Annotated in this window: 11 protein-coding genes; 10 read left to right on the top strand and 1 reads right to left on the bottom strand. The window is 41.3% G+C overall.

The annotated features are described in order from the left end of the window. Positions 1–28: 28 nt before the first annotated feature. The 7 genes from nuoL to spoIID all read left to right on the top strand — a co-directional run bounded on the left by nuoL (position 29) and on the right by spoIID (position 8,824). Positions 29–1,900 carry an NADH-quinone oxidoreductase subunit L gene (nuoL, locus tag BS1321_RS13345; protein ID WP_063236469.1) on the top strand — a complete coding sequence of 624 codons (1,872 nt, stop codon included), beginning with the start codon at positions 29–31 and terminating at the stop codon, positions 1,898–1,900. Then, positions 1,897–3,420 carry a complex I subunit 4 family protein gene (locus BS1321_RS13350; RefSeq protein ID WP_063236470.1) on the top strand — a complete coding sequence of 508 codons (1,524 nt, stop codon included), beginning with the start codon at positions 1,897–1,899 and terminating at the stop codon, positions 3,418–3,420. Before nuoL ends, BS1321_RS13350 begins: the two co-directional genes overlap by 4 nt. A 3-nt stretch (positions 3,421–3,423) precedes the next feature. Then, entirely contained in the window at positions 3,424–4,950 is a 1,527-nt protein-coding gene (gene nuoN / locus BS1321_RS13355) for an NADH-quinone oxidoreductase subunit NuoN (RefSeq protein ID WP_063236471.1), read from the top strand. A 147-nt stretch (positions 4,951–5,097) separates the two neighbouring features. Continuing rightward, positions 5,098–5,340 carry a DUF1146 family protein gene (locus tag BS1321_RS13360; protein WP_034315776.1) on the top strand — a complete coding sequence of 81 codons (243 nt, stop codon included), beginning with the start codon at positions 5,098–5,100 and terminating at the stop codon, positions 5,338–5,340. 157 nt (positions 5,341–5,497) lie between these two features. Next, a complete protein-coding gene (locus BS1321_RS13365; protein ID WP_063236472.1) occupies positions 5,498–6,247 on the top strand; it encodes a YwmB family TATA-box binding protein in 750 nt (249 codons plus the stop codon). Between the two features lie 32 nt (positions 6,248–6,279). Continuing rightward, entirely contained in the window at positions 6,280–7,581 is a 1,302-nt protein-coding gene (gene murA / locus BS1321_RS13370; RefSeq protein ID WP_034315774.1) for a UDP-N-acetylglucosamine 1-carboxyvinyltransferase, read from the top strand. A gap of 205 nt (positions 7,582–7,786) precedes the next feature. Beyond that, entirely contained in the window at positions 7,787–8,824 is a 1,038-nt protein-coding gene (gene spoIID / locus BS1321_RS13375) for a stage II sporulation protein D (protein ID WP_232522788.1), read from the top strand. 20 nt (positions 8,825–8,844) lie between these two features. On the opposite strand, the gene BS1321_RS13380 is transcribed toward spoIID, so the two are convergent. Then, positions 8,845–9,270: a VanZ family protein gene (locus BS1321_RS13380; protein WP_063236473.1), complete on the bottom strand. Its 426-nt coding sequence runs from the start codon at positions 9,268–9,270 to the stop codon at positions 8,845–8,847. Between the two features lie 152 nt (positions 9,271–9,422). Between BS1321_RS13380 and BS1321_RS13385 the strand changes: the two genes are divergently transcribed. The 3 genes from BS1321_RS13385 to mreB all read left to right on the top strand — a co-directional run bounded on the left by BS1321_RS13385 (position 9,423) and on the right by mreB (position 12,418). Then, positions 9,423–10,400 carry a stage II sporulation protein SpoIIQ gene (locus BS1321_RS13385; protein ID WP_094246611.1) on the top strand — a complete coding sequence of 326 codons (978 nt, stop codon included), beginning with the start codon at positions 9,423–9,425 and terminating at the stop codon, positions 10,398–10,400. 435 nt (positions 10,401–10,835) lie between these two features. Then, positions 10,836–11,108 carry a sporulation transcriptional regulator SpoIIID gene (spoIIID, locus tag BS1321_RS13390; RefSeq protein ID WP_034315767.1) on the top strand — a complete coding sequence of 91 codons (273 nt, stop codon included), beginning with the start codon at positions 10,836–10,838 and terminating at the stop codon, positions 11,106–11,108. A gap of 308 nt (positions 11,109–11,416) precedes the next feature. Beyond that, positions 11,417–12,418, top strand: a complete 1,002-nt coding sequence (gene mreB / locus BS1321_RS13395) for a rod shape-determining protein (RefSeq protein ID WP_063235660.1) — start codon at positions 11,417–11,419, stop codon at positions 12,416–12,418. Positions 12,419–12,508: the final 90 nt, after the last annotated feature.

The raw sequence follows: 12,508 nt of genomic DNA on the forward strand, positions 1-12,508 counted from the left end.
ATATAAATGAAGAAGGGGATTTGATACGATGATGGAGCACGCATGGCTCATACCGATCTTTCCACTCGTCACGTTTCTGGTTCTGCTTCTATCAGGCGGGCGGTTGCGGGAACGAGGGGCTTTTATAGGAATAATATGTACATTGGCTTCGTTTGTTTTATCGTTGCTTGTCCTGATAGAACGATTTAAAGAACCTACTTATAATATATCGATAGATTGGCTTTCCTTCGGAGGGACGCAACTTACAGCTGGCTTCGAAATCAATCAGCTTAATGCCTTGATGCTTGTGGTCGTTTCCCTTGTCAGCCTGCTTGTCCAGATATATTCGAAGGGGTATATGAAGGGTGAAGTGCGATTCTCCATTTTTTATGCTTATCTGGGCTTCTTCACCTTTGCCATGCTTGGACTTGTCATGGCACCTAATTTATTACAACTTTATATCTTCTGGGAACTGGTAGGGGTGGGTTCTTTCCTGCTCATTGGGTTTTACTTTTATAAACTGGAAGCTAAGGCTGCAGCAAAGAAGGCATTCATCATGACCAGGGTTGGGGATGTAGGACTCTTAATCGGCATCATTCTTCTATTCTGGGAAACAGGCAGCTTTGAATATGGAGAGATCTTTCAAGCTGTTCAATCGGGCATGATATCAAGTGGAAAACTGACTTTAATCGCTATTTTGATTTTTATCGGTGCGGTTGGGAAGTCTGGACAATTTCCACTTCACACATGGCTTCCAGATGCAATGGAAGGCCCGACTCCGGTTTCCGCATTGATACACGCAGCAACCATGGTTGCTGCAGGGGTTTACCTGGTGGCAGCCATGTTTCCGTTATTCATGGCTAGTGAAGCAGCGATGCAGGTCGTAGCAATAACAGGCGGAATTACAGCCATATTTGCCGCAAGCATTGCCATAGTGCAAAAGGATGTTAAGCGTGTATTGGCCTATTCGACAATCTCTCAGCTTGGTTTTATGATGCTTGCTTTGGGTACTTCGGGATATGTGGCCGGGGTGTTTCATTTAATGACCCATGCCTTTTTTAAAGCATTGCTGTTTTTGGCAGCAGGCAGTGTTATTCACGCTATACATACACAGGATATGGAAAAGATGGGCGGCCTATGGGGTAAGTTGAATTGGACTGGGCCGCTGTTCTTGACTGGCACTTTGGCGATATCGGGGTTTCCGTTGCTCTCGGGTTTTTTCAGTAAAGATGAAATTCTAATGGCAGCCTGGGAGAATGGTAGTTATATATTGTTTGGTCTAGCGGTGGTTACCTCCTTTTTAACTGCGTTTTATATGTTCCGGCTGTTTTTCATGATCTTTGCAGGCGATTCGCGCAGTCAAGTAAAACAGGTCAAGGAATCACCTTCCACCATGTTAATTCCCATGCTCATATTGGCTTTGCTTGCTGTAATCGGTGGGTATATCCAAACACCGTGGTTTGGAACTTTCCTTGGGGAGTGGCTTGTTGAGGGAAATGAAACTCTTCTAGGCGCCAGCCATAGTGAGGGGCCCGTTTGGATAATGTTGTTGGCCGTGCTTGTATCGCTGGCCGGGATATACCTTGCTTATATGATATACGCTAAAAAGAAGTTACCTCGTGAATGGCTTGTCAAAGAAAACTCCGAGGTATATAGGGTCTTGGAAAATAAGTATTATATTGATGAGATTTACCATTTTACTGCAGGCTATGCAATCAAAGGCTTTAGTATATTCCTATCTTATATTGAAAGGTTCATTGTCGGTGGTCTGGTTTCCACTGTAACAAGTTCAATAGAAGGATTGGGGAAAATAGGGTCTAAACTGCAAACGGGACAGGTACAGCAATATGGCATGATAGCCTTTCTGGGACTTGCGGTACTGTTGGTGATTTTTGCAGTAACTGGGGGGTATCTAAGATGAATGTCTATTTGCTCTCGCTTTTAGTGTTTTCACCGCTGCTGGGCATAGTGATGGTTGCCCTTATGCCGAAAAAAGAGGAAAGGACGATTAAACAATTTGGCTTTTTCGGAACACTGCCTCCCCTTTTCCTATCGTTCTTTCTATGCAGCCAATATTATTCGGGTGTGGCCTTGTCCTTATTTGACATTAAGTTGAATTGGATCAGGTTTGGGAATTTGGAGATGTATGATCCCAAGCTCTTCACGGTTGACTTTGAGTTGGGGCTGGATGGATTAAGTCTCATCTTCATATTACTGACAACAATCATTTCATCACTGGCCGCAATCGCCTCCATTTATATAAGAAAAGAATGGAAAGGGTATTATTTGTTATTTTTGATCTTGGAGATTGGAATGCTCGGTGTCTTCACGGCAGAAAATTTGATCCTTTTTTTCATCTTTTTTGAAATGACTTTGATTCCTGCTTTCTTTTTAATTGGTAGATGGGGCTTTCTGGAGAGGGAGAAAGCTGCTTATAGTTTTCTGATTTATAACGGCATTGGTTCGGCTGTTTTATTGGTGGCCATTTTGATTTTGTTTGCCAGAACAGGGACGACCAACATTGCGGCATTGACACAGATGATGACAATGGGCGGTGTTTCGCTTTTTGCACCCATATCCGGTTCGATGAAATATGGTTTATGTCTTGCCTTTCTCGTTGCATTTGCAATAAAGCTGCCCGTCTTTCCCTTTCACAGCTGGATGGTTCGGGTCCATGCAGAAGCACCTCCATCCATAGTCATGATACATGCGGGTGTACTATTGAAAATAGGGGCATACGGAATCATCCGGTTTGGAATGGGGATATTTCCTGAACAATATAAAAGCTTGGCCTTTACCATTGTCCTTTTTGGGGTCCTCAGTTTTTTATATGGTGCATTTCTAGCATTGGTACAAACGGATTTCAAGCTCGTTTTAGCATATTCATCAATTTCACATATGGGTATCGTCATGATGGGGCTGGGTGCATTGAATGAATCGGGCATTCAGGGAGCCATTTTTCAAGTCATCTCACACGGGCTAATTGCTGCATTGTTGTTTTTCTTGGTGGGTGTGTTGTACGAGCGGACGGGAACCACCATGCTTCCTAAGCTTGGAGGATTGGCCAAGTCGATGCCGATTTTTTCAGGGTTCATGTTAGCTTGCGGGATGGCTTCACTTGGTTTGCCTGGAATGTCCGGCTTCATCAGTGAATTCATGGTATTTCTTGGCCTATTCAAGAGTCAGCCGTTGCTTGCGGCAATAGGGGTGATCGGGCTGGTATTAACCGCTGTCTATGTACTGAGGGCGGTCATGCAGATGACCTTCGGGAAAAATGATAGCTTGATAGAAAAAGAGAAATGGGACCTTAGGAGCTGGGAGTTTTTGCCATCATTAGTTCTTCTCGGTTTGATAATATCTGTTGGGGTATACCCAAATTTGTTAGGTGGGCCTCTTCAAGGAACGATTGAAGCCATGATGCTTGCTCTAGGGGGGCGATGAAGGATGGATTTGAACACGATGCTTTCTTATGATTGGGGAGCGATGATGCCAGAATTCATCATCCTTGGAACGGCAATGATTCTTTCGTTATTGGATTTATTCTGGCCGAAGCACTTTAATCGGAGAAGACTGGCATGGCTAGCGCTAACCGGAATCATTTTGGCATGTTTGTCACTGATTAGCCTGCTATCCTTTGAGACAGTCAGTATCTTATCCGATACGTTTCGATTAGATTCATTTGCAAAAGCTTTTAAGCTGCTACTATTATTCGGAGCGGCCCTAATCATCCTTCTGGCTGAAGGATATGAACCGCAAGAGGGGATGCGGGAGCACCGGGGGGAATTTTATTATCTGTTCCTGACCGCTTTGCTGGGAGCGATGGTCATGTCCTCAAGCGGTGATTTGATAACCCTGTTCGTTGGACTGGAACTTCTTTCACTTTCATCTTATATATTAGTCGGAATACGTAAGCATGATCGGAAGTCCAACGAAGCGTCCATGAAGTATGTGATAAACGGAGGCATTTCCACAGCCATCACTTTATTCGGGATGAGCTATTTATATGGAGTGACCGGTTCCGTCAATCTAGGCGAAATGAGCCGGACGATGGCTGCGATGACGGACGGCCAGCTGCAATACATTATGGGCCTCGCTTTCTTCATGGTATTTGTGGGTGTATCCTTCAAGATAGCTGCCGCTCCATTTCATATGTGGGCGCCGGATGTCTATGAGGGGGCACCGACACCGGTCGCAGCCTTCTTGAGTGTAATTTCGAAAATGGCGGGTTTCGTCATCATCCTGCGCATTTTTCTTTCGTTGTTCCTAACCGCTTCCGGTGATACCTTCGGAGCGCTCGACTTTTTGGAAAAAAATAATATCTATATAGCTTCATTGGCAGGGCTTACGATCATCATTGGAAATGTGGTTGCGTTAAGGCAGCAAAATTTAAAACGATTGTTCGCCTATTCAAGCATCGCTCATGCGGGTTATCTGCTTGTAGCGGTGGCAACATTGGGCGGGGGATATTTCCTGCTGGATACTGTCTGGTTTTACCTAATGGCTTATGTATTAATGAATATAGGTGTATTTGCAGTCATTCAGCTGCTCTCCAGTCAAAGTGGGTCAGAGGATATTAGCATTCTTGCAGGACTGGGGAGGAAATCACCGTATCTTGCCACCGCATTCACTGTATTCATTCTGTCGCTTGCCGGCATTCCCGGGACGACAGGTTTCATTGGCAAACTCAATATTTTTCTTGGAACATTCATAACGGAGCCTGGACATTTTGTCCTTGCGGGAATCATGATTGCAGGTACCATTGTGTCCTATGTGTATTATTTCGGATTATTGGTGCAGGTCTTTTTCCGACCCATTCATTCAGAGAAGGTCATTAAAATTCGTCCGGGTCTTTACACCGTGTTGATCATTTGCGTAATAGGCACCATACTTTTCGGGGTGGCGCCAAATATTGCCTTTGATTTTATTCATGATCAATTTGGCGAATTTACAGACTTTATTTCGAGTAAATGATATAATGCCTGTATTAGAGGCTTGTTCCATTGGATCAAGCCTCTATTTAAGTTTTAAAAAGATATTTTGTAATTCTTCCTTTTAAATTCCAAATATGAAGGGGTCTGTGTTAGAATAGAATTCGGGTGTCTTTTAGGAGGTATGTACATGTTTTCAGCAATGGGACAGCAGGCTTTAACGGGAATAATTGCACACTTGTTTTTCATCGCAGTTACCTGGTGGGCTTTACAGGCATTACATTTTGATAAAATGTTAAGATCCAATTCGGTCATCAAGGCCAGGGTTTTATATATTTTATTAACGGTTGCCATCGGTTCAGTTGTAAGTAATTTCTTCCTTGACTACCTGGGATTTGCAAACCAACTCCCGTATATGTTTAGTAATGACTGATAAGCTGTAAGACTTTTCTTATAGCAAAATATGATTCTACTCTTGTATTCGCCATGCTTCCTGCCAGATTAAGGGGAAGATGTCACCAATTGTCGGAAAACTCGAAGTATGATCTCTCTCCTTATGGAAAGAATGTGTAAAAGGGGAGGGATTTAACATGTATTTTTTAAATAAAAAAATGTTAACATACATAGTATTTCTCGGTTTGATGGTGATTTTAATTGGGAATAGTACGATTGTGGCAGAAAATAAACCAGATATAGTTAAATTGGTTGGACTGTTACAAAATGATAAAGATTTAGACATAGGGGATTGGTCTGTACTCACTAGAGAAATAAATAAAGAGATTACAACTAAACAAGAGTTTGAAAGCAAAGTTACAGCTTTAAAACGAAAATACCCTCAATTTCAATGGCACCGGAAAGATGATGCTTCCGGCTGGAAGGCTGAGGCGTTAACTTACAATGTCGATTCAGGTCTGACCGAGTCTATCAAAATAATGACAACGGAAGAGAAATTTGATAAAGTTACCTATGTTATTTACGAAGTGAAGGGGAAAAAGTGGAAGAAAGCTAATGCGGCATTTTTTACTGCTACGTTCCAAAACAGGGTGAATGACCTATTTATAGGGACTCCTTCAATTTTTTCTTGTATTAAAGGGTCTATCAATGATAATATGGATTCGGTTTTAAACTCTAAAACTGAAGACCTGTTAGATATGTTCCAAGCAAGGGAAATTGAGAGTGTGCATGAAACAAACTTTACATCTATATCTGCACATTCAACATTGTTTAAACAACCTTTGACAAAAGAAAAATTAAATTTGCAGTTTGGGCTACGGACAGAAGGATTGGGTGACCGAACGAACTTTGTAGTTGGCACACCAATCATAACGTTTGAATATTAATATAGAGAAAATGGACGCGGAGGGGAATACTTTTGGAAAAAATCATCGTCCGCGGCGGAAAAAGGCTTAGCGGGACAGTTAAAGTAGAAGGTGCTAAAAACGCCGTTTTGCCAGTTATCGCTGCAACATTATTAGCAAGTGATGGGAAAAGTATCATTAAAGATGTTCCTACGCTCTCCGATGTATATACAATCAATGAAGTATTGCGCAACTTAAATGCAGATGTTGCCTTTCATGACAATCAAGTAACTGTAGATGCATCAAGAGAGTTATTAGAAGAAGCACCATTTGAATATGTACGTAAAATGAGAGCTTCCGTTTTAGTGATGGGCTCATTACTAGCAAGGAATGGCCGGGCCCGCGTTGCTCTTCCTGGTGGCTGTGCCATCGGATCACGTCCTATCGACCAGCATTTAAAGGGCTTTGAAGCGATGGGAGCAAAAGTGAAGGTCGGCAATGGTTTCATTGATGCCGAAGTAGAAGGCAGACTTAAGGGTGCAAGAGTGTATCTTGACTTCCCGAGTGTGGGTGCCACTGAAAACATCATGATGGCAGCAACACTTGCTGAAGGTATAACTATTCTTGAAAATGTGGCCAAAGAGCCTGAAATTGTAGATCTTGCGAATCTCCTTAATAAAATGGGAGCCAAAGTTAGAGGTGCCGGTACTGGTACGATGAGAATCGAAGGTGTCGATAAATTATATGGCACTGAACATACGATTATACCTGACCGTATCGAAGCTGGTACATTCATGACTGCGGCCGCTCTTACTGGCGGCAATGTTCTTGTTCAAGGGGCTGTACCTGAACACCTTACTTCCCTTATTGCTAAAATGGAGGAAATGGGCGTTAAAATTCTTGAAGAAGAAGATGGATTACGCGTTATCGGTCCAAAAACCTTGAAGGCCATTGATATCAAAACAATGCCGCATCCTGGTTTCCCGACTGATATGCAATCGCAAATGATGGCATTATTACTGCGTGCTGAAGGAACTAGTATGATTACGGAGACCGTTTTCGAAAACCGTTTTATGCATGTTGAGGAATTCCGTCGCATGAATGCCAATATTAAAATAGAAGGTCGTTCCGTTATCGTTAATGGACCAACTAATATTCAAGGTGCTGAAGTAGCTGCAACAGATTTACGTGCCGCAGCAGCGCTCATCCTGACTGGATTGGTTGCAGATGGCATTACACGTGTTACAGAATTGAAGCATCTTGACAGAGGATACGTGAATTTCCATGGTAAATTGGCATCTCTAGGTGCTGATGTGGAACGTATTAACGAAGATGTACCTGCTGAAACAAAAAAAATTGCAGATCTAAACGCATAAGAAAGTTTATAAAACTATTCACGTTCGAGTCATTGAACCGTGAATGGTTTTTTTTTGTCTTGTTCCGGATTCATCCGCCTACAGTTAATTAGTTGTCGTTTTTCTATTCATAAAAGCTTGTCCTTCGACATACATTTGTTATGTAAAGATACCTGCTGGATACGATTATACGGCAGAGAAAACAAGTGTAGGGAGGCTCAGGAATTTGAAAGCAATCAAACCGATGATCGTACTATTCATAGCAGTAGCATTCGTAATTATCATGATTCCAGCAGTGCTTGTGCTTCCATTTTCAAATGATAAGACAAGTGGGCAGTTGACCGAACAATTAGAAAAGAAAGTGAAGAATGAAGGTAAAGAGGTAGCTGCAAATGAAATGAGTTCCGTAGAAGTTGCGGTTTACCGCACATCTGCAAAAAAGATTGAAAAACTGCCGATTGAATCGTACTTGACTGGTGTGGTTGCGGCTGAAATGCCAGCGGATTTTGAAGAGGAAGCGCTAAAGGCTCAAGCATTGACAGCGAGAACTTACATTGTCAATCAGCTCATAAGCGAAAGCCGATTAGGCTTGCCGGATGGTGCCGATGTAAGCGATACGGTCATGCACCAAGTTTATAAGAATAATGATGAGCTGAAAAAACAGTGGGGCTCTGATTATAAATCGAAGATGCAAAAAATTAACAAGGCTATAAAAGAAACGGCGGGTCAAATCTTAACCTATGAAGGAAAACCGATTACTGCCACTTTTTTTTCGACCAGTAATGGCTACACGGAGAATTCCGAGGACTATTGGCAAGCTGATTATCCCTATTTAAAAAGTGTATCCAGTCCGTGGGATAAAGAAGAATCACCAAAATTTTATAATAAAGTTGTAGTCGATACTGCAGATTTTGAAAAAAAACTGGGTGTAAGTCTTTCTTCGGGAACATCAATAGGGACCGTCATTGAAAGAACATCAGGTAATCGCGTAGGTGTAGTGGAAATCGGAGGAAAGAAAATGACAGGAAAACAGATTCGTGAGAAGCTCGGGCTGACATCATCCGATTTTGACTGGGAGCGTCAAGGCAACCAGATTGTCATCACGACAAAAGGATCCGGACACGGAGTTGGAATGAGTCAATACGGTGCTAATGGCATGGCCAGGGAAGGGAAAACCTATGAAGACATCGTGAAATATTATTATAAAGGCGTCAAAGTTCAGTCTTCAAGTAAGTGGCTGAATACGATGACGGCAAAAAAATGAGAGATGGGGATTCCCATCTCTCATTTTTTTTCGTTTAATTTCTCTATAATGGTCAAAAAGCCCCGTTCACGCTTGAAATAATGATATTGGACATGAAAATAGACTGCAGCTACTCCTATGATATCTTTTATGAGGTCTATTAAGGTAGAGGAGCGGTATGGGACGAAAGATTGGTGGTATTCATCAATAACTCCGTAAAGACAAGCCACAAGTGCCGCCAACAGGCTTAAACCAGGCTTCAGTTTTTGGTTTGCAGCAAGGGCGGAAACTAATAATATATACAAAAGGGCAAATTCGACCAGATGAAGTGCCTCTTTGATAAATCGGTCAATTGAGGATGAGGGAAGATCAAGAATCATATCATCGGGGTTGCTCGACATTATCCAAATGGCAATCATATATAGAAAAGGCAATAACGTTAACACAAGTTTAAAAGCTTTTTTCATGATTTAAACATCCTTCAACAGTAAGATACCAAACATTTTACCATTCTACGAATAAAATCGGTTTCATTTCCACAAAATAAATCTAAAAAAATTTTTTCCTGAATGTATATAATCTTAACAAAATGTTCAGAATGATTGCTGAGGTGATTAATATGAGAGAGGAAGAAAAGAAACCAACTTCCACAATCCGACGTATACTAAAACAACGTTGGGCATTATCAGCAATCTATATCGCAAGTGCAGCCATAATCTTAGCCGCGGCCTTCTTATTACAAAATAGTTTTGACGATTCAGCTAAAGATGGCAAAGAGGAATCAGCTGAAACAGGAAAAAACTATGGTGAGCCTTCTGTAGAGGTTAATAGTAATCTTGAGACAATCAAGATGCCTGTAGCCGATGCAGACAAAACGGTTATCAAGAAACAGTTTTATGATGTGAATGCGGATGAAAAGGCACAAGAAGAAGCATTGGTTTTCTACAACAATAGATATGAGCAGAACAAAGGTATAGATATTGCAATGGAAGATGGAAAGTCTTTCGATGTAAAAGCTTCCTTAAGTGGAAATGTAACGAAAGTTCAAGACGATGCGTTACTTGGAAATTTAGTTGAAGTAGAGCATGAGGATGGCGTGGTTACTCGTTATCAATCTGTTAAGGACATTAAGGTTGCAGTTGGTGACAAAGTGAAACAAGGACAAGCAATTGCTACAGCTGGAAAAAGCCAAATCAATGAAGAGGCTGGCGTACATGTCCACTTCGAAATCAGAAAAGATAACATTGCGTTAAACCCACTTGATTTTGTTGATAAACAAGCTTCTGCGATCCAATCGGCAACTGAAACCGAAGGCAGCGAACTTGAAGATTCAGCTAATAAAGAAGAAACACCTGCAGTCGAAGGATCTGAAGCTGATAAAGAAGAAACACCTGCAGTCGAAGGATCTGAAGCTGATAAAGAAGAAACACCTGCAGTCGAAGAATCTGAAACTGGCACGGAAGAAGCGCCTGCAGTTGACGAAACTGACGAGAGCACTGATTTAGAGAGTGGCACTGATGAAGAAGGCTCTGTCCCTGGTGAAGATACAACTGAAGAAAGCGATTCCTTAAAAGATTCGTTAAATCAATCTAATTAAGATTAAGATTTTTAATAAAATCAAAACAAAAACCTAGAGCGTTACGAATGACAACAACTGAAAATTTGGTAAAAGGAAGCCGTTCACTTTGAACGGCTTCCTTTTTTTCTTTCGAGGAAATATTGGCCAATATGCTGAAACCTTTGAATTTCTGACAAATTTCTCGGGAAATAATTTGCGCTTTATGAAAATAAACAGATGAAAATCAGAAATAAATACAAACCTCCTGTCCCATTAGGCATATATTCTTAACCAAGCTAATAAGATGTTATAAACCATGCAAAGAGAGTGTTTGAGGTGAGGAATCGTTTATTACAAATTATCTAATAGGTGAATAATTCTATCTTTCATTGTTTATAGGGCAGCGGTATTCGATTCGAAAAATACGAATCTCATTTCACACTTCTCACATCCAATTTGGGGAGGTCGAGTGGTGTGCACGATTACATCAAAGAAAGAACTATCAAGATAGGAAAGTATATCGTGGAAACTAGAAAAACAGTCCGTGTCATTGCAAAAGAGTTCGGAGTCTCTAAAAGCACAGTGCATAAAGACTTAACTGAGAGGCTGCCAGAAATTAATCCTGATTTGGCTAACGAAGTGAAGGATATATTGGATTATCATAAATCCATTCGTCACCTTAGAGGTGGAGAAGCGACAAAATTAAAATATAAACGTTCTGAAAGAGAAGAAGAAATCGTTAAATGATACATGAATCATTCCGGCAATTGGAAGTGAATCAGGCAATCGGGGAATGAATAAGGGGACATGAAAGTGAGTGTCAGCTTTTTTCTTAACCTTGATTGCGGTTCCATGCCGGGATTTTTTTATGGGAAAATGTGGTAAGATAGTACATAAGGCATTGATTTTTTTTACAAATTGGAAAAATAGGAAAAGATAGTCTGTATTAGCGTTTATTTATAATTCATACTTACTTGTGTCAATGCAATATGGTAAAATAAACAATTAGGACAGAAGTAGGTTATATGTGAGGATATTCAAGGAGGATTTAAGAAATGTTTGCTAGAGATATTGGGATAGATCTTGGAACAGCCAATGTTCTTATACATGTCAAAGGTAAAGGAATTGTGTTAAATGAGCCTTCAGTAGTTGCGATTGATAAGAATACGAACCGTGTTCTTGCCGTCGGGGAAGAAGCTCGTAAAATGGTAGGCCGTACTCCAGGAAACATCATCGCAATCCGTCCTTTAAAAGACGGTGTCATTGCGGATTTTGATGTAACAGAATCGATGCTTAAGCATTTTATCAATACATTGAATGTGAAAGGCTTCCTTTCAAAGCCTAGAATTTTAATCTGCTGCCCGACTAACATAACAAGTGTCGAACAAAAGGCGATTAAAGAAGCTGCTGAAAAAAGCGGCGGGAAGAAAGTATTTCTTGAAGAAGAACCAAAAGTGGCTGCAATCGGTGCCGGTATGGATATTTTTCAACCAAGCGGCAATATGGTCGTAGACATTGGCGGGGGTACAACGGATATTGCCGTTCTTTCAATGGGGGATATCGTTACATCTTCTTCTATTAAAATGGCCGGTGACAAATTCGATAATGAAATTTTACATTATATCAAGCGGAAGTATAAGCTCCTGATTGGTGAACGTACAGCGGAAAACATTAAAATCCAGGTTGCAACCGTCTTCCCAGGATCTCGTAATGAAGTCATCGATATCCGTGGACGCGATATGGTATCGGGATTGCCTAGAACCATTTCGGTCAATTCGGAAGAAATTGAGGAAGCTCTTCGCGAGCAGGTTTCCATCATTGTACAAGCTGCAAAAAGCGTACTTGAGCGGACGCCTCCAGAACTTTCTGCTGATATCATCGACCGCGGCGTCATTTTAACTGGTGGGGGAGCATTGCTTCACGGGATTGATTTACTCCTTGCTGAAGAACTTAAGGTCCCAGTACTCATTGCCGAGCAGCCAATGGATTGTGTAGCAATCGGAACTGGTATCATGCTTGATAATATGGATAAATTGCCACGGCACAAATTCAACTAAAAAGCGGATGGAATTCCGCATCATAAGATAGGGGTCTAAGGTTCAGACAAACGTGAGGCATAGTGAAAGTGCGTGCAGTTCTAGTACAGA

This window comes from Peribacillus simplex NBRC 15720 = DSM 1321, assembly GCF_002243645.1.
Classification (GTDB): domain Bacteria; phylum Bacillota; class Bacilli; order Bacillales; family DSM-1321; genus Peribacillus; species Peribacillus simplex.